The sequence below is a fragment of the Neoakkermansia glycaniphila genome (genome assembly GCF_001683795.1).
In the GTDB taxonomy this organism is placed as follows: Bacteria; Verrucomicrobiota; Verrucomicrobiia; order Verrucomicrobiales; family Akkermansiaceae; genus Akkermansia; species Akkermansia glycaniphila.
On sequence record NZ_LIGX01000018.1, the window covers coordinates 34,076 to 55,072 of the forward strand.

Genomic DNA, 20,997 nt, shown 5'->3' on the forward strand with positions numbered 1-20,997 from the left:
GCAAGCGCCTTACGGGCGCGCACCTCTCTTGAACTCCATGACCGCTTCCGAAGCCCCCCTGAGCATCGTCTTCTCTGCCGACCGCAACTTCTCCGTGCCGCTCGGCCTCGCCGTACATTCCCTGCTCAAACATGCTGCGCCGGGCCGCCGCTACGACATCCACGTCCTCGACGGCGGAGTCCGCGACGACGTCAAGGACGTCATCGACACATGGAAAAGCAGCCACGACTTCACCATCAGCTACCACGACCTCCGGCAGCAATTCCGCTCCTGCGGCAGCGGCAGCGGCGACTTCACCGCCGCCATGTACTACCGCTTCCTCATCCCCGACCTCCTGCCGGAAACCGTCCACCGCGCCCTCTACGTCGACTCCGACGTCATGTTCCTCCAGGACTGCGGCGAACTCTTCCAAACCGACCTCGACGATTATTGCCTTGGAGCCGTGCAGGACGTCTACCTTGCCAGCCTCGGAGACTCCGTACGGCACAGCCGCATCGTCGAAGACCTCGGCTTCCCCATCGACCACCCCTACTACCTCTCCGGCCAGCTCCTGATGAACCTCGACCGCATGCGCGCCACGCAGGCGGCGGAACGCCTCATCCGCTACGCCGAAACGCACAGCCACCTCTACCGCTTCCCCGATCAGGACATTATGAACATCGTCCTCGAAGGCGAAATCAAAACCATCCCCTACCAATGGTGCATCATGCCCTGCTTTGAAAAGGAAAGCCTCGCAGGCACCTTCCATACCCGCCTCAAACACATCCCCTACGGCGCAGCCGAAATCCTCGAAGCCACCCGCTGCCCGGCTCTCGTCCACTTTGCGGGCGGCAGCAAGCCGGACAGCACCTCCCCGCCTCCCACGCAGCTCGAAGCCACCTTCTTCCGCTACCGGAAAGAAACCCCGTGGACCCAGGAACCGCCCTACACGCCCGGCTACATCAAACACGCCGCACAGGCCGCCAGCAACGACCCCGAACGGGCCAAACGCACCGCCGCCGCCTTGATGCAATGCCTGCGGGCCGTCTACCCCATCCCCGGCGCGCCGAAAACATTCCGCATCCTTCTGAACGCCTACATCCGCATCGCGGCCAAATGGCAACGCATCCGCCGCAACAAAGCGGCCTGAACCGCGCCACGCACGGAAGCTGCGTCACTCGTCGCTCTTCTCAGACGAATCGAACAGAGACTGGTACGAAGGCAGGCTCCACCGCCATGCAATCGCGCCGAACCGCACGATCGACACCAGGAAAAAGCCGATCACGAACGCGTACGTAGACGGCACCTCCCAGTACTTGCAAAACAGAAAACCGATCGACCCGACCAACGCCGCCGTCGCATACAACTCGCCGGGGCGGAACACATACGGCACATTCCCCGTAGCCAGATCGCGCAAAATACCTCCGGCCACCCCCGTACACAACCCCATCAGCACGCAAATCACGGAAGGGAACCCCGCATCGAACGACTTCTGCGTACCGATCATCGTAAACAAAGCCACCGTCAGGGCATCCATCACGCGGATCGTCCCCATCGGAGGCCGCCACTTCCGCACCACGAAAAACACCACAAACGACGTAATCAACGCCACATACAAATACGGCAGCCCGCTCGGCACCGTCCAATAAACCGGAATCGTATTGCCGTACATATCGTGCCCCAGCAGCACATCGCGCACCGTACCGCCCCCCAGGGCGCAAATCGAACCGCACGTCACCACCCCGAACAAATCCATACGTACGCGGGAAGAAGCAATCGACCCTGCCAAGGCTCCTACAAGAACCCCCAGATTCTCACAAATCGTCATGAACTCCATAGCGTGCGCTCCCTTCGATCATCATGGCTCAACCGTAATCCAAGGTAGAACATCCACCGGCGAAGCGCAATACAAATTCGTCGACAAACCGAGTTTTGTCAGCGACTGCATCATCAAAGCCCGCGCCACGCCCGGCTCATTGCACTCCCGGCTCAAATGGGCCAGCACCAAATGGCGCAACCCCTGATGCGCGATCGCCTCCACGAACTCGCACGCCTGCCCGTTCGACAAATGCCCGTGCTGCGAAGCGATACGCTGCTTCAGCGGCCATGGCCGCCGCGTACAGGCCGCCAGAATATCCGGCTCGTAATTCGACTCCAGATACAAAGCCTCCACCCCCGCCAGAAACTCCGGCACATGCTTCTGCACATGCCCCGTATCCGTCAAATACCCCAGACTCACCTCCCCGCAATCGAACCGGAATCCCACCGGATCCACCGCATCGTGCGCCACCCCGAACGGAGTCACCCGCAAATCCCCCAACTCGAACGAATGCCCCGCCTCGAAAAACGAACAGGCCGCATGCGGCGCCTTCTCCCGGATCTCCATCCCCGTATGCCGCGTACAGAACACCCGCACCGGCACCCGTTTTGAAAGCTGGTGCAGCCCCTGAGTATGGTCGGCATGCTCGTGAGTCACCAGCACGGCGGACAAATCCTCAAGCTCAAGCCCCACCTCCGCCAGCCGCCGCTTCAACTGCAACGCACTGATCCCCGCATCCACAAGCACATGCACCCCTCCGGCGCTGATCACCGAAGCATTCCCCGCACTGCTGCTGGCCAGAACAGAAAAACGAATCATCTCCCCGTTACCCTATCACGAAACAACGAAACCCTCAAGAGCTCCCCCGCGCCATCAGCATGCACCGCCGCACACGCACGTCCGCACCGATGTAGACCTCATCTCCGGCAGAATAAACTTATGCACCTCCACCGCCGCGCGCCGCGCGCCGAACTCCTCCACACAGCAGCACGCCAGATCATGCACCAGCGTCTCCACCAGCCGCCGCGGCCTCGCCGCCGCCACCGCCATCAGCCTCTTCGAAAGCGCATCGTAATCCACCGTCCGCGCCAGATCGTCCCCGGCCTCGGCAAAAAACATCGGCGGCACAAGCTCCACATCCGCCGTCAACCGCTGTGGCTCGGCCCGCTCCTCATCCGGCACGCCGATCGAACAAACCAGCTCCAGCCCGTTCAGCCGAATCACATCTTCCTCGCGGGGGACAGACGGAACCTTATCGACAAGAAGCCGTAAAACGCGCAAATCGGGCACCAGCAAATCCGGCTTTGCCTGCACAAGCTGCGCCGCATCGTTATACCCCGTCAACACACCCACGGCCATCACGCCGGCGCAATGAGCCGCCGCCATATCATGCTGCATATCGCCGATAAACGCCGTCTCCTCAGCCCGCAGGCCGTGCTGCGCCATCAGCGAACCGATATAAGCCTCCTTATCCCGCACCCCGGCATGAATCGCCTCGAAAAAATCGAACATCCCCAGCTCCCGGCACTGCTCATCGAACGCCTTCGCATCCACGCTCGTCAACACGAAACAGCGAATCCCCCTCCTCCGGCAAAACAGCATAAACTCCCGCGCATGCGGCAGAATACACACCGGTGTACACGACACCTTGAACCCGTACCTGAAATGATCCTCCACCTCATCGATCGGCACCTCAGGCAGCACCCTCGCATAATAATCCGGATACGGAAGCTGGAACTCCGCACGAAACTCATCCAGAGAAAGAGGCTTGCGCCCATACTGCTCGAATACATGATTGGACGCATCCAGCGTCAACCCCAAATCATCGCACAACGTACCCGACCAATCGAAAATCAAATTCCTGAACATAACAAAACAAACGAAAAAATCACCGAACACGATACGGAGACCAATCCTTCCGATCCATCGGCGCCGGCACCGCCTTCGGAGCCACACGCCCTCCCTTTCCTCTCCTGGCATCCTTCAGCCGCGCATGCTTCAGCTCCTTATTCACGAACGGATTATTCAACCCGTACTTCGCCCACGGCCCTTCCTTCACAAGATGAAAATCCACAAACCGCCAATGCACGCGTGCTGAACCCGAAGGAATCCCCAGAAAATCCCGCACGGCCGGAGAAATATCGATCCCTGCCGCATTATTATTCGCATTCTTCGGCGGCTTCGATCCGAACACATACTCCCAATCATCCGTCGTAAACGGCCCGCAATCCTCCCACTGGGCGAAACAATACCTCCCTTCATAGAAAATCTGCACCCACACCCCCTTGCACACCGAACGACCGGCCCTCTCGAAATCACGCTTGAACCAGGGAATCACCCGCTCCGCCTCCGGCTTATGAGCGGAAGAACCCACACAATCGTTATACGGCAACGCCACATAAAACGGATTCAACCGCGGCACAAACCCCTTCGGACAAAAATCCTCCGTCCGGAACTCCGTATCCGGATGGTCGAAGCCGCCGTAATTCGCCTGCCACAGCTGATCCCACGAACTTTTGTGATTCGGCGTCTTATTACGCGCCGTCGGAGCCTCCCCGATCCAGAACACCGTCGCCGTCACATCGAAATGCCAGGGATACACCCCCACCTTCGCAGGAAACTTCGTCGTCTTCGGATCCGCATAACGCATCTCTTCCCCCTTCCTGCCTCCCGCCGCAAACTTAACTGGAGCATTCGGCGGAGCAAGCCTCCCTCCTTGGGCCGGAGCCGGAACCTCCTTCTCGCCGCTCACCTCCACAGAGCCGGAAGAGCCGCCCCTGATCGACACGCCGCCACCGGACTGCACCGCAGCGCCCCCGCTCCCGGGAACCATCCACAACAACAGAACAGCGGCAACCGTGCGAACCATACCATCAAAACTACCAGCGGTGAATCGTCGTCGGAACGGCACTCGGCCCCCGTTCCGGGGCATCCATCGTATAATGCAGCCCCCTGCTCTCATTGCGCCGGATCGCGCAATCCACAATCAGCTCCGCAACCGTCACCAGATTGCGCAACTCAAGAATCTCGGGAGTCACGCAATACCCCCAGTAAAACTCCTTCACCTCGCGGCTCAGAATCCGCAGGCGAGTTGCCGCACGCTGCAAACGGTGATTCGACCGCACGATCGACACATAATCCCACATCAGACGGCGAATCTCATCCCAATTATGGTAAATAATCGCCAAATCATCGGGAGGCACCGCCTCCCCGCTATGCCACTCGGGAATGGGATACGACTCCGCCGGATGCGCCAAAGGAAGCTTCACCAACATCGTACGCAACGCACGGCGCGCAATCACCACGCACTCCAGCAGGGAATTCGAAGCAAGGCGATTCGCCCCGTGCAGCCCCGTACAGCCCACCTCTCCGGCGGCGAAAAGCCCGCGCATCGACGACTGCCCATTCGTATCCGTCGCCACACCACCGCACTGGTAATGCGCCGCCGGCACCACCGGAATCGGCTGCGTCGAAGGATCGATCCCGTAGGAACGGCACGTCTCGTCGATCAGCGGAAACCGCTCCGCCATATATCCGGCGGGCTTGTGCGTAATATCCACATACACGCACGGATTCCCCGTCCTCTTGATCTCCGAATCGATCGCTCGCGCCACAATGTCGCGCGGAGCCAGAGAACCCCGGCGATCATACTTGTGCATGAACTCCTTCCCATCCGCACCGATCAGCACACCGCCCTCGCCACGCACCGCCTCGGAAATCAGAAACGTCTGACCCGCGCGATCATCCGCCCGCTTATTGTAAAAACACGTCGGATGAAACTGGACAAACTCCATATTGGAAATCGTCGCCCCGGCGCGCCAGGCCATCGCCACACCGTCCCCCGTCGCCGTATCCGGATTCGTCGTAAACAAATACACGCGGCCCGCGCCCCCCGTCGCCAGCAGCACGCGATCACTGCGGAAAATCTCCACCTTCCCCGTCCCCTTCACCAGCACATACGCCCCCAGCACCCGATCCTCCGTCACCAGCCCCAACTTCGCCGTCGTAATCAAATCGATCGCCACATGACCTTCCAGCAGCGTAATCCGTGGATTATCCCGCACAGCCTGAAGCAGCTTCGAACTGATCTCCAGCCCCGTCGTATCCTTCGCATGCAGAATGCGCCGCTGCGAATGCCCCCCCTCGCGGCCCAGCTCGAACCCGGCCGGCTCCTCCGCATCCGCATCGAAATCCACCCCCCAGTGCAGCAACTCGTCAATCGCCGCCGGAGCCTCCTCCACAATCGTCCGCACCGCCTGCTCTACGCAAAGCCCAGCGCCGGCATCCAGCGTATCCGCCACATGCGACTCGAAAGAATCCTCGGCGGACATCACCGCCGCAATCCCGCCCTGCGCCTTCGCCGAACTCGAATCCAGCGCCTCCCCCTTCGTCAAAACCGTCACATTCCCATACTCCGCTGCACGCAAAGCAAAACTCAAACCGGCAACACCACTGCCGATCACTAAAAAATCAGTCGTAAACATGATAACCTCTGCGGAACTCTACCATAAAAAAACGCCAACGTCACGCACAATTGACCCGACCTGCCGAGGAAACACGCGGAACCCTCCGCCCTGCTCCGGTCCGACCTCCTCCCACCACTTCAAGCCCGGGGATGCGCTGCCTCATACACCTCCTTCAGCCGGGCCCGCGTCACATGCATATACACCTGAGTCGTCGAAAGAGACGCATGCCCGAGCAACTCCTGCACCGCCCGCAAATCCGCCCCCGCCTCCAGCAAATGAGTCGCGAACGAATGCCGCAGCTTATGAGGAGAAATATGAAAAGGCACATCCGAAAACCTCAAATACTTATCCAGCATCTGCTCGATACTCCTCCCCGTCATCCTCCTCCGCAGCCTCGAAATAAACAGCGGCCCATCCTCCGGCAAACCCGCCATCTCCACATACTCCCGCACCGCCTTCACCGCCGCACGCCCCACCGGCACCAGCCGCACCTTCCGCCCCTTCCCCTTGATACGCAAACACTCCACATCCCCTCGGAACGCCCCCGCATCGAGTGCAGCCAGCTCGCTCAACCGCAAACCGCAGGAATAAAAAAGCTCCAGAATAGCCGCATCGCGAAACGGCAGCCAAACCGGCATCCTCTTATCAAGCTTCACCTTGAACGGCACCTCCAGCAACCCCAGCATCTGCTCCACATTCAAAAACACAGGCAGCGGCTTGCCCGCCTTCGGCAAGGCCACCTCAGCCAAAGGATTCACGCCCAAACCCTCCCGCTTCATCAAAAACCCGTAAAAACACCTCAGTGCGGCAAACCGCTGACGAATCGACGAAGCCGCCAGCTCCTCCTTCAACAACACAAAAAGCCACTCGCGAAACACATCCGCGCTGCAAGCATGCCAACCCTCGAACCGATCGCCCATCCACCCCCGGAACGCCTCCAGACTCCGCCTGTACGAAGCCGTCGTATGAGGAGAAGCCTGGCGCTCCGCCGTCAAAAACACAAAAAAACGCTCCATCGCATCCATATCGACACTCGGCCCAACAGCCGACAATGCTACCTTAACCTCAAACCTCCCCCGCGTAAAGCCGCAAACCGGGCATGCCCCCTTCACCACCACAGCCACAACCACGGCAGCACGGCAACAGGCCACCCTACCAACACCCATCCCAGCAACACACCCGCAAACATCGAACTCGCCATCACCTTTCCGTTGCCATCGCCCTCTCCATAACAACGGTCATCCGGTTCCGGCTCCATGGAAAAAACCTTCCATCCTCGTCTTTCTATTATTCGCCATCGACTGGATTCGAGAGCAGGCGCAGCACGTCAGGCCGTGAAAGGTCCAGTCATCCGGCGAGTAGCACGTCTGAAGATACGCACATTTCAAGAACAACTGCCGCGTTTTCGCTTGACTCAAATGCTGCGGCCATTTAGTGTCACGGCACATGCAAACCTACTACTACTATGATGGTGCCCGCCAAATGGGCCCCTATACGCTTCCGCTTTTCCATGCCCTTGTGCAGCAGGGAACCATCAACGCGAAAACGCCGGTCTGCCGCGAAGGCGCGACCGAGTGGACGACTTGGGAAGCCCTGTCCGCCGAGCTTGAACCGGCTCCTCGGCACTCTTCTCCGGTGCCGCCGCCTCCCGCGCCGCCTGCCCCTCCCTCCGTACCGCATGATGCACCTTCCGTCCCCCGGCCTCCGTCGGTACCAGCCGGCATTCCGGCCACGCCCGGCAGGCAATTCCCCGTCACAACCACGGAGTCGCTTCCACAGGGTGAGATCTCTGCGGTCTTAGGAATCGTTTCCGGCAGTATCGTGAAGACGCGCCATGTGGGCAAACACATGATCGCTGGGTTGAAGTCGCTTCTCGGCGGCGAGCTGGACGAGTACACACGACTCGAGGAGGAAGCGAAGGCGCAAGCCCTACAGCGTATGACGGATCGCGCCCGCGCCATAGGTGCTGACGCCGTGGTTGGCATGCGGTTCATGAGTGCGGATATTTTCGATAGCGTGACGGAAGTATGCGCCTACGGTACCGCCGTGCGCATCGACTGATTTCGTCGCCCGGATTGCAGAAGGTCAATCCAGCGGGCGGGATCATCCTTCCAGATACCCTACCGCACCTGCCGGACGCGTTCGTCCTGAACAAGCCGCCGCACCTGTGCGGAACGCGGCCAGCGTCCCCACCAGATCCGCGTGCAACAAAGCCTCGCAGGATTCATCCACCTCCATCCTCCGAACATCCGCCGCGCCGTTAACCGTCGCGTAAATCTCGTGCCACCACTACGGCATATAAAGGTGCACCGCCATCTGCATCGAGCACTGTTGTTGAAAAACTGTCCATGTCTTCCAGCATAAAGCATCTGCTCCTTGCCTTTCTCGAACATTCAGGAACACTTTCACCCCCCCTTCCCCTCGAAATCAGGAAACCAAACAACCCGCAATCACATTAGATGAAAGAATACTTCTCATTTTCGCTTATACTATAAATAATCTGATGAAAATACGCCATATGAAAATATCGCTCCTCATATTCTCCGCGCTTCTTGGAGCAACCGTACTCTCGGCTTCCGGCATCACCTATCCGGACGGCCAGCTAGGTACAGCCGAAACAATGGCGGCACAAAACGAATTCCATTTGGGCAACAGCACCCTGCATGCTTCGTATGTGTTCAACGATGGGGCCCTGCACCTTACGGAAGTTTCCTCCGGCCAGCATAAAATCGTGTCGAACAGCGACGACCTTTTCACCCTGCGATTGAAAAACGGCCGTACGATCCGCAGTTCGGAAATGAAAACGACGACTCCAATATTTTCCGACCTGCCAGCCGACCCGCAATCCGCCAAGGCAGCCCTGCGCCACCCCGGCAAGGCGCTGTCCGCCACGATGACATCGCCGGACGGTAACCTGAGCATCCAGTGGCGCGCCATCCTGAGAGACGGTTCCTCCTACCTGCGGCATGAGCTTGCCATCAGCGCCGGGAAGCCGACAGAAATCGCCGAAATCACCGCATTGCACTGCATGTCCGCAGATGGACAATCGCTTTCCGTACCCGGCAACACGCGCGGTTCCCTCGTCATCGGGAAAAATGCGTTCTTCGCACTGGAAACGCCGGCAGCTCTGAACGCATTCCGCAAAACCGATCGAGGAACGGCCGTGGAGGGTAAATGGATACGCCGCGCAACACTTCAACCGGGACAAAAATGGGAAATCTCGTCCGTCATCGGGTTGCTTGCCCCCGGTCAGGAACGCCGGTCCTTCCTTGCCTACTTCGAGCGTGAACGGGCCGTTCCGCACCGCGCATTCGTGCATTACAACTCATGGTACGAACTCAACATCTTCCGCAACGACGACATGGACCCCATGAAACGCTTGACGGAAGAACAAACCGTCGAAGTACTGAACGCATGGCACGACAAATTCTACCGGAAGAGAGGCATCAACCTCGACGCCTTCGTCTGGGATGACGGCTGGGACGACTTCAACAGCCTGTGGGACTTCCATGGCGGATTCCCGAACGGCTTCCGCAAAACAGACGAACTGGCACGCCGCCAGCAGGCAGGCATAGGCGTATGGCTCGGCCCCGTCGGAGGATACTACGCATCCAAGGCGGCCAGAATCAAAAACTGGAACGACAAGCACCCCGGAAACAGAATCAACAATTTCGAACTTGCCAACAAGGAATATTTCGACGCATTCAGCGGGCGATGCCTCCAAATGGTCAAGGACTACGACATGCGCTACTTCAAGTTCGACGGCATCAGCACCAACCCCAGCGCCAAGGAACCGGCACCCGGCCGCGAAGAGGATGTGGAAGGCATCCTCGAACTGACCAAGGTTCTGCGGGCGCAAAAGCCCGATCTTTTCATCAACTGCACGGTCGGCACATGGGCTTCGCCGTTTTGGTACATGTATGCAGATTCCATCTGGCGGCAAGGCGGCGACCATGGACAGGCCGGAGAAGGCAACGCGCGGGAAAAATGGATCACCTACCGCGACAGCGTCGTTTACAATGCCTTCGTTCGAAACTCCCCGCTCTGCCCCATCAATTCCATCATGACCCACGGCCTTATGCTCTCCGAACGTGGGGCTCCCAAAAGCATGCCCAACGACATCGAAAGCATCAAACACGAAATGCGCTGCGCCTTCGGCTGCGGTTCGGGCATTCAGGAACTATACATCGACCACGCCCTGATGACCTCGCTCGGAAAAGATGAAATCCTCTGGGATGAACTCGCCCGGACCATCCGATGGTACCGGAGCAATATCGGCATCTTTGCCGACATCCACTGGGTGGGAGGCAACCCCTGGGACGGCGAGAAAAAGACGGGAAACATCTACGGATGGGCCGCCTGGACTCCGGAAAAAAGCACGCTGACGCTGCGCAACTCCTCCAAGGAGCCCCAATCATACACAGCCACATTGAGAGAGATCATGGACATCCCTGCCACTGTCCACGGCAAACTTCGGCTCGACAATGCCTATGGCGACCAACGGCCGCTCGACGGCATCACCGGGAAAGCCATCGACATAGACACCCCCGTCACATGGAAGATGGAGCCCTTCGAGGTCTTCGTCTGGAACGGCCAACCGGCCCGGTAAACAGCCTTCCCCAGAAAACACGCACAGCCCCCGTCATTCCTTGTCCCGGCGGGGGCTGCCTACTTCCTTCGAGAAAACGGCACGCAGGCGGGCCAGCGCTTCCGGCTTTTCGGCGGACAAATCCCGGCGCTCACCCGCATCTGCATTCAAATCGAACAGCAGCTCCTTGCCCTTCTCTTTGATCAGCTTCCATCCGTCCTGTGTGACCACCATCTTGTTCACGACCACATAGGGCCGCGGAGCCAGATTGCCCCCATCCAGCAAAGGAGCATACGATACGGCATCCTTGCCTTCCGGCAACGGAACCCCGGCCAGATCGGCGAAAGCTGCCATGTGATCGTAATTCGCAATCAGCGCATCGCTGCTGCTTCCCGCACGCACGCGCCCCGGCGCCCAAACGATCATCGGCACGCGCAGGCCTCCTTCGCGATCGCTCCACTTCAGATTGGCGAAATCCACCATCGACCTGCCCTTGCCTACCGTCCCCCGGTTGCCGCGAAAGACATCGTAAATCTTTCCTGTACCGTCGATCACGCCGCCATGGTAATTGTTCGCATGCCCCAGAGCCTTGTTCTGGCGGTAATACAATTCATGGCCGTTATCCGAGGCGAAAACGATCACCGTATCCTCCTCCAATCCGAGTTCCTTGACTTTCTCGACAATACTGCCGACCTGATCGTCAAGATACTGCACCATGGCCGCATACTCTTCCGCTGCGTCGATCTCCGGTTCAGGGATTCCGGCGGCACGCCCGGCCTTCCGCACGGCAGCCATATCCATACTCTTCAAATAGGCCGGTGGCACATCGACCGGGCCGTGGGGCAAATTCGTCGAAAAGAAAATGAACATCGGCTGCGTCCGGTGCCGCTGCATGAAATCCAGCGTCTCCTCCAGCAGCACGTCCGGAGCGTAGACCGCCTTGCCCGCACGGTTGCCGCGCCGCTTCTTCGTCGTCTCCGGCGTATAGCGCTCCTGCGTCTTGCCCGCATCGGCCAACGTATTGCCCTCCAGAATCAAAGGTTTTCCATTCTTCCAAAGATAGGGAGGATAGAAACCGTGCGCACGCACATGATCCATATACCCCACATATTCATCCCAGCCGTGCCGCTTCAATTCCGACGGACTCGCCATGAAACCCCAATCCAGCTTGCCGAACTGTCCTGTCACATACCCCGCTTTCTTCATCAACTCCGGCAGGAAAACCTCGTTCGCTCCCGGTTTGATGGCGCGGGCGGCTTCCACATTCTCATCCAGCATGGACAGCGCAACACCCTTCCTGTCCATCTCGATCTCCATACCTCCGGGAGTCTGCGTATAGGAGCGTGAATGGCTATCGTGCACCCCCATCAGCAGGCTCGCCCGTGCCGGACAACAGTACGGACTGCTGTAAACGCGGGTAAACAGCATACCCTGATTCGCCAGACGATCGATATGGGGCGTCTTCAGCACCTCCTGCCCGTAGCAGCCGAGGCATCCCATCCCGAGATCGTCCGCATAAATCAGAATGATATTCGGTTGCCGGTCCTTGGCCCCTCGGGAAGAGCTGAAGGAACTCGGTTGCGCCGCCAGGGACGGCAGGCCGATCAACAAACAAAAAAGAAGACAACAAATATGCATGAATGATATACGTACATCAAATCGAAAAAATGTCAAACTTTCAATCCGGGTACCGTGCCCGGCAACGTCATGCATGCATTGCGTCAGCATGGGCGAAGGCCGCATTATATCATCGACAGTAACAGGCAGCCATGCTATCATGATTGCTGATGCACAAAATCCCCCTTTCCCACCTGCATGGCAAGGAGAAGCTGCGCCAATGGCTGAAAACCATGGGACGCATTTCCCTGTGGGGATATTTGGCTCTCACGGGCATTTTGGCCATCGGCATCGTACTCTCCAACTACCTGCACGAGCGGCAAACCTTCGAACAGCTCGTGCCGGAACCTCTGGAAAACCTGCCTCTCTACCAGAGCGAAGCCGCCGTCCACGAAATTCTTGCCAAACTTCCCGGATGTTCCATTCTGGGCAGCACGACCAAAAACGCCGTCATCCGCACCTACGACATGAAAATGGCGAAGGGAGGCAAAACCCGCATCTCCATCTTCTTCGATGAAACGGGCCGAGCCCTATCCTACGAAATACAGGGCTTGCCTGCCGAAACGAGCTACGTCAAAAACCGCGGTACCGCCGACCAGTGGGAACCCGCCGCCCTGAATCCGGAATAAGAAAAGCGACGGCAGCCCGAAGCATACCGTCGCTTGCAAAGCATCATCTGCAAAAGAAAACAAGATCCTTTGCCGCACTGGCCTCAGGAACGCCTGCGGCGCATCAGCAGGGAGGCAAAGCCCAGCAGACCGAGAGTCGCCGCCGCCGGTTCCGGCACGACGGCTTCCGTCGCCATCAGGGAAAGATCGGTAATAGTAGCCGTAGGGCCGTTCGGGCCGCCCGTGCTTCCGAGCACGACATACATTTTCCCGTTACCGTTCTGAGCCATCTCGGCATATTGCGTCCCTTCGACAGTATAGGAAACATTCCAGGGAGTCGTGAAAGAACCTTTCGATTCCTTGGCAAGCTGGACGGTCGAACCCGTCGTCGTCTCGTACCAAAGGGACCATGTATAGGAAGAACCCGTGCTGGCCGGAGGCGTCAGGGTAAAGCTGAACGTCATATCCGTATAGGCATCCAGCCCGTTGACGGTCAACTTCTGCCCGGCGCATACGCCTGCCGTGCCGTTCATGTTCGGCAGGGAAAGGCTTTGCGCTGTTGCATCAATGCTGGCATATCCCCATCGTATATCGTTATTCCCGGTCGTGGTATACCATCCATCAGCCTGCCCGGAAAGCCAGCCGGATACATCGCTGCCCGTCAGATTCGTATTACAGAGGCGGCCTCCCGCATCGTAAGTCCGTGCAGTTATCGTCGCAAGCGGCGAAAATATTTGGACTGTTCCGGCTAAAGCCGTCGCGGAAACCATGGAAGCCACACAAGCAAGAGAGAAGAATGTGATTCTCATATGCAGGCATCATACAGATTTTGAATCCGTTGTCAATTTCAAAGAATAATATATTGTCGCTAAAAGTTTTTTTTATTTTTTGAAATAGAAAATGTACATTTTGCCCATAATGAAATTTCCGGAAGTCTCAGCAGAGGCTGTTATTCCATCTTTTACGCACGCATAACGGATTCAAAATCCGATATCCATCCACTAAACCTATCTTCATGAATCTCATGCGTCCATAAAAATCCGGGTGCAAACCGTACACACGCCGATTTGCACCCCCGTATTCCGCCATACGAACGGAAACGATATCAACGAAGAGGTTCGAAAACCCGTTCTCCCTCCTGCGGCATGGGTTGTCCGAAGGCATCGTACACTCGCTGTTCCGAGAGCCGCATGCCGAGGCGGTTGATCATCCCGTCGTAGAAATCCAGCTTATCCTTGTCGATATCGGAATTCGGCACCGAGAAAACGATCTCCGGCAAGGGAGACGATACGCGGCCCATATTGAGCTCCACAATCGCCGGCACAAGCTGTGCATTCAGCACATTCGCCACGAACTGGGCGGCATGCGTGATGATTTCCAGACGAATGCCCTGATGCACCTTGCCCAGGGCATAAGCCCCGCTGCCGCTCTTTCCTGTATCGCTGATCAGGGTTTGCCCGAGGATGAGCTTATCGCAGGCACGGTCGGCCATCTCAATCAGCGTTGCCGTCGGCAACGAAGAGGAACCCTTCATCGCATCGTGGATTTCCAGACGGGCAGCCGACGAAGAAAAAATAGTCGTACTTGCGCCCTTGCGGGACAATTCTGCCTCCAGCTTGCGCTGAATCTCTTCATCGTCGATAATGAAATGGCGAATAGGCAGACCGAACACCTGGCAATACTGCATCAGCCACGTCAACCCCCAGCGGCTCGCACCGAACCAGCCAACAAGCGTACGCAGCGAAGCATTGAACAAAGGGTGGTCGATCCCCGATTTATTGATGGCCACGATAAACTTGTTGCGATCGAAGGGCCGCGCCGAATCGGACGCCCATATACCGTCCGGGAACAGAAGCAGTCTGTCGGGCTCTCCATTGCTGATCGACCAGCCGAAGAACTGGGGAAGAATCGGCACGTAGGCCGCCGGGAACACGAGCTTTCCGCAAGATTCCCACAAAATTTCATGCACCGTCTGTCCCCGGTACATGGCATACACAACCGACTCGACCAATTCGAGGAAATTGTGCTTCCACTCTCCCGGTGCAATACTCGGCGCATGCCACAAGGCGGCATCCACCATGCGGGCGGCCTCATGAGCCTCCTCCGAAGGAGCCTGCCCGGACTCGGCCCACGGAGCCACACTCCATGAAAGAGAGGCAACGGCTTTCGACACATCGTTCAGATCCTTCTTCAGCGTATCCCACTCCGCACACATCGTACGGAACAGCTGCTCAAGCTGATCCACATGTCCGCTTGAAGTCGACTCCTTCAATGCGGCCAGAGATCGGGGGCCGAGATCGGAAACCGTCCAATCATTCAGCTTCGACGCGGCATCCTGCTGCACGGAAAGGCTCCCCGCACCGCTCTTCTTCTCTTTTTTGCTCCACCACATGGCTGCTTCAGTTGGAAAAATCATCGAGCGCCCGGGCCAAAGCCTTGCAAAGGGGAGCGATATTGTCGCGAAGGCGGTTGCAATCCGCCATATTGCTGCCGGCAAAAGCCGGCTCTACCAGAATCGCAGGCATTCGCGTGCGATGGAAAAACTCATAGGCGTTCTCCGCAGGGCGAGCAACGGACTTGATGCCTCGGTCGCGCAGATGGAGCACATCCACCATCGCCTGCTGCACCATCTCCGCCGCAATCTTACCCCGTGCGGACGTATACCAGTAAAACGTCTCGGTGCCCGATGCATGCTTCGACTCCGAAGCATTGAAATGAAACTCGATCGCCAGATCGGCCCACGTCTCGTTGCACGCGGCGGCGGCATAGGATGGGGTACGCCCGCCCGCATCGGAACGGTTCACCACCGTCGCCGTGTGGCCCAGCGCCTCCAGCTCTCGCGCGAGTTCGGGCAAATGCTCCTTCCAGAAGGAATACTCCGTAAACAGGCCGTCGGCCGAATCGCTTCCCTGGGCCTTCGGATGGTGCCCGATGGATAATGCTATATTCATAATCGTATGTAGTTGGTTGAAAATGTCAAATCACGGTTTGAAAGCATCCTTCTGGGACTGCCTGTGTTCGAGGTTCGTCAGGCGGGTCTCGATCGTCCGGAGAACCTCCGTCTGCTGCGTCTGGATCTTCGTCGTATCCGCGATGAAATTGCGGAAATCCAGATAAATCCCTACCGTCAGCACAAACCCGATCATCATGATAATCTCGGCTTTATACTCCCGCAGAATGGAAAAATAGGTTTTAACGTTGTCGCACATGGTCATTTTGTAAATTGCGTAACCGGGCCGGGCTGTACCAGAGTACACCGGGTGCCTGTCACTGCGTGAAGCAACCTGTGGGCATCGTCCCACTGCTGAACCGAACCGGACGGCACGGAACTGCAGCCGGAGAAAAGCAACGTACCGGCGGCGCCAAGCACGGCGCTCACGGCAGCCAGAATCCACCGGACCCAGCCGCCGGAGCGGGCACACTCCTTGAGATCGTCATACGCATGACGCACCAGAATGGGCAGAACGGAATTCGCCAGGCCTACCCATGCGGCCTGTTCCTTGAAATCGAGGTCATCCCAGCATTGGATGGAAAGCCCCTTGAGCTTGGCGTACTTGAAAAACATCTCTTTGGCGATGTCAAGCGCGTGTTCGTGTTGATTGGACATGATAAATTGAATATTAATTGTTGAATTGAAAATGGCGGTAGCCTTGTTGAATCGGCTCAATACCCCGGTCGGCCCAGAAGGCCGGAGAAGTCAGTACCTCGAAAAAGTGCAAGGAAGCGGCATCGCTCAAAACGAATGACAGAGGATCGCACGGCGAACCGTCTTCATACGCTCTCGATACCGTACAGCACAAAATCGGCTCCTTCACAGCCACGGATTTCGGGGCACAGGCCACCGTCACCCGTTCGCCGGGATCCATCACCACGAAAGTAGCGAACCACTCGCCGGGTTCAAGAGCCCCCAGCCGGGAAAAAGAAGCGTGCCATACCTCCAGAAGATCAGGAGGCAAATCGCCGGCCGCGATGCCGCGCGGCTGAAACAGATTGTCGCGGAACGGAATTCCTGCGGCAACGATCAGAGCGGCATCCCGATCGCCGGAAGGACAGGTAATTTGAAGTTGCGGATTCATCGAAATAAAAAATGGAAAATGAAACGAGGGTAAGTATACAGGTGCATCATACCGGAATGCTACGATTTCTTCTGGATCGGAACCGCTGCCCGGATGCAGGGAAAAACATGAATACGGAAACGCTTTGTGAGCCCATACCTAGCTATTCATCTGATTGATACCGTATTCCCAGACGACATTCGTACCGTCCGTCGTATTCGTATTGTTGGGCGCGTAAATCCACACGGAAACGTAGCGCTCCACCCCTGTATCGTTCTGCATAATATGCAGCGTATTCCCCTCCGCCACGCACCAATCCTCCGACCAGATATCCACATCGATAACCCATCCGGCAGGACATGTGATTTGCATATCCTGCGCGGCCTTGGAGATATGGAGTTGCGAGCTGTAGTTGCCTTGCGTCTGGGCGTCCATGACTCCCCCGTTTATGTTGGCGCTGAGGATGTCGCAAGGGTATTCTTCCGGGGCGGCGGCGGCGTAGGCGATGGATATTTTTTCTTTCAGCGGTTTTGCGGGCCGCTGGATTTTGTGGGTGGTGTTGCTTTCAAGCCACGTTTCGATGGGGTGTACGGGGTTGTAGTACTGGACGGAGTTAGCGTAGTAGCTGGCGGGGCGTATGTTGGGATAGTGTACGATGTCGCGGATGCAGGCGGCGGCCTGCGTGCCTGCCTTGGAGAGGGCGAGGACTCCCACGGAGTTGTAACGCTGGTCCAGCGGCGTGCCGATGACGGAGACGAGCTGGCCGTCGCTGGTCTGAATGTAGGTGCGGGTAGTGCCGTTGTGGTAGCCCTGCCCATTGGAATCAGCCGTAATGTAGATGGTCGTGATGGTGGATACGTTGGCAATGGGGGATTTGTACCGGATGCAGGGAATGCAGTTGTAACGGATGGAGGCGGGCGTTACGTCCTTGTCGATGACGCTGCCGCCATAGCCGACGTAGATGTGCAGGGTGGCTATTTTGTGGCCGTGCGCCTCGCAACATACCACAGCCTTGGGCTGATTCCAGTTGGCGTGATGCGGCTGCTGGATGATATGCGGATCCCACGGCCTTTTGGTGGGCGGCAGGGAGTCGCCCGCTGCATGGCCCGTGAAGAATGTGTTGAGCCCGACGACGACGGGGGGAGGGGATGTTATGTTGTCCGTGTTGCTGGAGGCAGGCAGGATGTTGACGGCATAGGTGCCCGTGCGGGCCGTCTGGCGGCGGGTGCCGCCCGTGGAGGTTGGGACGTTGACCCACATGTTGCCGGAGATGACTTGCTGGCTTGTGAGCCATGCACTGCGCCACGCACCCACCGCCGACGCGCGACCGAACATGAAGGCATACCCGGCACGCTTGGAACCATCGTAATAGGCATCGGTAGCGTGCGTCTCATAGGTGAGGGGGAGCGGCCTGCCGCCGTAGAGGGCTTGGAGTTGCTGACCGTCGAGCAATCCCGTCAGGCGTTGCGTATCGGTGAATGGATCGGCACCGAGCGGGGTCGCCGTCGAAACCGAGACCGAAGCATTGAAAACAGCGGGTGCATTGAACGTATTCACACCGCTCCATATATTGGCCTGCGATTTCCGAGAAAGATCGGCCTGCGTAGAAGCCACATAATCGTCAATCGCCACCTTGCCGGAATCGGCTGCGGCACGAATCGTACCCGTACCGCTCGTCACTGCCGCAGATAGAGTTGCTTCTCCCTGTTGGCAGACGGTCGCCAGCATATCCTCGGCCTGCACCAACTGCACGGACGTATGATCGGAAATTCTCTGCACGGACTCTTGCTCCGTTTGGCGCAACTCGTCAGTCAAAACCGCAGCAGCCGATTCAAGCGACTGACACACCGATGCACCTTGCTCCGCGGCTACTTGGCGAATCGTATCGCCGGATTCTTCAGCCTGCGCAGCAATGGCAGCCTTCGCCTTCTCAGCAGCAGATACACCCGCCTGTTGCGCCGCCTCCTGAACCGTTCGCACCGCCTCGGCAGTCTCCGAGCCGACCCGAGCCAGCACACGTTCCGCCTCTTCGGCAGACTCTTCCGACCGATCGGCGCACGCCTGTATCGCAGCCCAATCGGCTGCGGAAACAATCGTCACCTGCATCAGCCTGCATTCGATCACCTGGCCGCTTCGCTGCACAACGACTTCCAGCTCATCCCCGCCGTTGCGGGAACACTCCTCCCGGTCGCCAAAACGTTCGGCTACCGTCAGGCGTCCATACAGCAGACGCGACTCCGCATGGCAACCGCGGTACCGTATAAACAAATCATAGCGGTAATACCCTTGCTCCACGGGCCCGAAGGACACGCGCACACGGTCCTCATCCACAGACACCACATCCAGTGCAAGCGGTGAGGCCGCACACTGGACATGCCCGGCAATTTCATAATCGGATACGGCAAGAGGAATGCCGGCATCGCTCTTCAGCGTAACCAGCAAATCGTAGCGCATCCCGGATATGGATTCTATATCATATTGAGTTCCTCGCATGCACACCATCCTGACACGCACCACTCCGCGAGGCAATACCGCCCGGGAGGGCTAATTCCTCCCGCAATCACCCCACCCCCATCATACAATGCAAAACAGGTGGAAAGGTTCGCCTTCCTTCGGCCGTATCAATAGACACATCATCCAACCTGCAACCATGTCTCCCGCCAACAACCGCATTCAAATCATCGACTCCCTGCGAGGCTTCGCTCTCTTCGGCCTCTTCATCGTCCACGCACTGGAACACTTCGACTTCAACATGTACCCGAACGGCGAACCGTCATGGCTCGCCACCCTGAACGGACACATCTATGAAACCGTCTTCTTCCTCTTTGCCGGAAAAGCCTATGCCATCTTCTCCCTCATGTTCGGCCTCAGCTTCTTCATCCAGATGGACCGTCAAGCCCAGAAAGGCAACGACTTCACGCTCCGCTTCGGCTGGCGCCTCCTCATCCTCCTCGGCTTCGGCTACATCCACGGCCTCTTCTACTGCGGAGACGTCCTCACCGTCTTCGCCATCCTCGGCCTCAGCCTCCTCTTCCTCTACCGCATGCCCACGAAATGGCTCCTCGCCCTCTCGGCCGCCTGCATGCTGCAAATCCCCTTCATCACTCAATTCTTCCACTCCGTATCCGATCCTTCCTTCCAGCTGCCCCAAAGCCGGATGATCGACCTCTTCATCGGCGGAGCCCAGGTCTACTCCACAGGCTCCTTCCTCGATGTCGTCCAATACAACTCATGGTCCGGCCAGCTGGCCAAATGGCTCTTCTACATCGACTACGGCCGCACATGGCAAATCGTCGCCCTCTTCATCTGGGGCATGCTGCTGGGCAGAACCCGCTTCTTCGAGCATTACGAACGCCACCTTCCCCTCTGCCGGAAAATCATCGTCATCTCATTGCTCGCCTTCGCCGCCCTCTTCGAATTCAACCGCCTCATCCCCGATTTCGGCCTCTCCGAGGCATCCGCCACCATCGCCACAAAAATCGTCACCTCCTACGCCAACATAGCCTTCACCCTCGTCCTCATCAGCGGATTCATCCTGCTGTATGCCGGAAAACACTGGCAACCTGCCCTCAACAGACTTGCCCCTGTCGGCAAAATGAGCCTCACCTGCTACACCAGCCAATCCATCATCGGCACCCTCGCCTTCTACCACTACGGCCTCGGCATGTATGCCCATCTTGGCGTCGCCCTCAGCCTCGTGTACGGCATCCTCTTCTTCGGCTTGCAAATGGCGCTCGCACCCGTCTGGCTGCGCCACTTCAGCTACGGCCCGTTGGAATGGCTCTGGAGATGCCTCACCTTCACCACATTCAACGTACCCTTCCGTAAACGCCAGCCGTAAACGCCAGCCGTAAACGCCGCACAC

General features: G+C 58.0%; 19 protein-coding genes. 5 read left to right on the forward strand and 14 right to left on the reverse strand.

Annotated elements, in window-relative coordinates:
* The first annotated feature begins 37 nt into the window (after positions 1 to 37).
* Positions 38 to 1,129, forward strand: coding sequence for a glycosyltransferase family 8 protein (locus AC781_RS04700; protein ID WP_067774279.1), 1,092 nt, complete (start codon positions 38 to 40; stop codon positions 1,127 to 1,129).
* Positions 1,130 to 1,153: 24 nt separating this feature from the next.
* Here AC781_RS04700 and AC781_RS04705 read toward each other — a convergent pair whose 3' ends face one another.
* The 6 genes from AC781_RS04705 to AC781_RS04730 form a co-directional block, all read right to left on the reverse strand.
* The gene (locus AC781_RS04705; RefSeq protein ID WP_172801791.1) at positions 1,154 to 1,807 is read right to left on the reverse strand and encodes a trimeric intracellular cation channel family protein; all 654 of its coding nucleotides are present in this window, start codon (positions 1,805 to 1,807) and stop codon (positions 1,154 to 1,156) included.
* 30 nt (positions 1,808 to 1,837) lie between these two features.
* Positions 1,838 to 2,617 carry an MBL fold metallo-hydrolase gene (locus AC781_RS04710; RefSeq protein WP_067774285.1) on the reverse strand — a complete coding sequence of 260 codons (780 nt, stop codon included), beginning with the start codon at positions 2,615 to 2,617 and terminating at the stop codon, positions 1,838 to 1,840.
* A gap of 54 nt (positions 2,618 to 2,671) precedes the next feature.
* Positions 2,672 to 3,667: a dihydroneopterin aldolase gene (locus tag AC781_RS04715; protein WP_067774288.1), complete on the reverse strand. Its 996-nt coding sequence runs from the start codon at positions 3,665 to 3,667 to the stop codon at positions 2,672 to 2,674.
* Between the two features lie 19 nt (positions 3,668 to 3,686).
* Positions 3,687 to 4,667 (reverse strand): hypothetical protein, encoded by a 981-nt coding sequence (locus AC781_RS04720; RefSeq protein WP_067774291.1) that lies wholly within the window; start codon positions 4,665 to 4,667, stop codon positions 3,687 to 3,689.
* 10 nt (positions 4,668 to 4,677) lie between these two features.
* Entirely contained in the window at positions 4,678 to 6,282 is a 1,605-nt protein-coding gene (gene nadB / locus AC781_RS04725) for an L-aspartate oxidase (protein ID WP_067774294.1), read from the reverse strand.
* Positions 6,283 to 6,401: 119 nt separating this feature from the next.
* Complete coding sequence (locus tag AC781_RS04730) at positions 6,402 to 7,430, reverse strand: tyrosine recombinase XerC (RefSeq protein ID WP_281491759.1); 1,029 nt, start codon at positions 7,428 to 7,430, stop codon at positions 6,402 to 6,404.
* A gap of 280 nt (positions 7,431 to 7,710) precedes the next feature.
* Here AC781_RS04730 and AC781_RS13265 point away from each other — a divergent pair, with 280 nt between their 5' ends.
* Both AC781_RS13265 and AC781_RS04740 read left to right on the forward strand, forming a co-directional pair.
* The gene (locus tag AC781_RS13265) at positions 7,711 to 8,325 is read left to right on the forward strand and encodes a heavy metal-binding domain-containing protein (protein ID WP_083076574.1); all 615 of its coding nucleotides are present in this window, start codon (positions 7,711 to 7,713) and stop codon (positions 8,323 to 8,325) included.
* A gap of 457 nt (positions 8,326 to 8,782) precedes the next feature.
* A complete protein-coding gene (locus tag AC781_RS04740) occupies positions 8,783 to 10,873 on the forward strand; it encodes an alpha-amylase family protein (protein ID WP_141675753.1) in 2,091 nt (696 codons plus the stop codon).
* Positions 10,874 to 10,906: 33 nt separating this feature from the next.
* Here AC781_RS04740 and AC781_RS04745 read toward each other — a convergent pair whose 3' ends face one another.
* Complete coding sequence (locus AC781_RS04745; RefSeq protein ID WP_218107254.1) at positions 10,907 to 12,463, reverse strand: sulfatase-like hydrolase/transferase; 1,557 nt, start codon at positions 12,461 to 12,463, stop codon at positions 10,907 to 10,909.
* Positions 12,464 to 12,639: 176 nt separating this feature from the next.
* Between AC781_RS04745 and AC781_RS04750 the strand changes: the two genes are divergently transcribed.
* On the forward strand, positions 12,640 to 13,098 hold the full coding sequence (locus tag AC781_RS04750; protein WP_067774304.1) for a hypothetical protein: 459 nt from the start codon (positions 12,640 to 12,642) through the stop codon (positions 13,096 to 13,098).
* A gap of 83 nt (positions 13,099 to 13,181) precedes the next feature.
* On the opposite strand, the gene AC781_RS13655 is transcribed toward AC781_RS04750, so the two are convergent.
* The 7 genes from AC781_RS13655 to AC781_RS04785 all read right to left on the reverse strand — a co-directional run bounded on the left by AC781_RS13655 (position 13,182) and on the right by AC781_RS04785 (position 19,586).
* Positions 13,182 to 13,886, reverse strand: coding sequence for a hypothetical protein (locus AC781_RS13655; protein ID WP_141675754.1), 705 nt, complete (start codon positions 13,884 to 13,886; stop codon positions 13,182 to 13,184).
* A gap of 296 nt (positions 13,887 to 14,182) precedes the next feature.
* On the reverse strand, positions 14,183 to 15,493 hold the full coding sequence (locus AC781_RS04760; protein WP_083076578.1) for a phage portal protein family protein: 1,311 nt from the start codon (positions 15,491 to 15,493) through the stop codon (positions 14,183 to 14,185).
* On the reverse strand, positions 15,477 to 16,028 hold the full coding sequence (locus tag AC781_RS04765) for an N-acetylmuramoyl-L-alanine amidase (protein WP_067774313.1): 552 nt from the start codon (positions 16,026 to 16,028) through the stop codon (positions 15,477 to 15,479). Before AC781_RS04765 ends, AC781_RS04760 begins: the two co-directional genes overlap by 17 nt.
* 30 nt (positions 16,029 to 16,058) lie before the next feature.
* On the reverse strand, positions 16,059 to 16,286 hold the full coding sequence (locus AC781_RS04770; protein WP_071133389.1) for a hypothetical protein: 228 nt from the start codon (positions 16,284 to 16,286) through the stop codon (positions 16,059 to 16,061).
* Positions 16,287 to 16,288: 2 nt separating this feature from the next.
* Positions 16,289 to 16,684, reverse strand: a complete 396-nt coding sequence (locus AC781_RS04775; RefSeq protein WP_067774319.1) for a hypothetical protein — start codon at positions 16,682 to 16,684, stop codon at positions 16,289 to 16,291.
* A gap of 13 nt (positions 16,685 to 16,697) precedes the next feature.
* A complete protein-coding gene (locus tag AC781_RS04780; RefSeq protein WP_067774322.1) occupies positions 16,698 to 17,153 on the reverse strand; it encodes a hypothetical protein in 456 nt (151 codons plus the stop codon).
* Positions 17,154 to 17,291: 138 nt separating this feature from the next.
* The gene (locus tag AC781_RS04785; RefSeq protein ID WP_067774325.1) at positions 17,292 to 19,586 is read right to left on the reverse strand and encodes a hypothetical protein; all 2,295 of its coding nucleotides are present in this window, start codon (positions 19,584 to 19,586) and stop codon (positions 17,292 to 17,294) included.
* Between the two features lie 196 nt (positions 19,587 to 19,782).
* Here AC781_RS04785 and AC781_RS04790 point away from each other — a divergent pair, with 196 nt between their 5' ends.
* On the forward strand, positions 19,783 to 20,973 hold the full coding sequence (locus AC781_RS04790; RefSeq protein WP_067774510.1) for a DUF418 domain-containing protein: 1,191 nt from the start codon (positions 19,783 to 19,785) through the stop codon (positions 20,971 to 20,973).
* Positions 20,974 to 20,997: the final 24 nt, after the last annotated feature.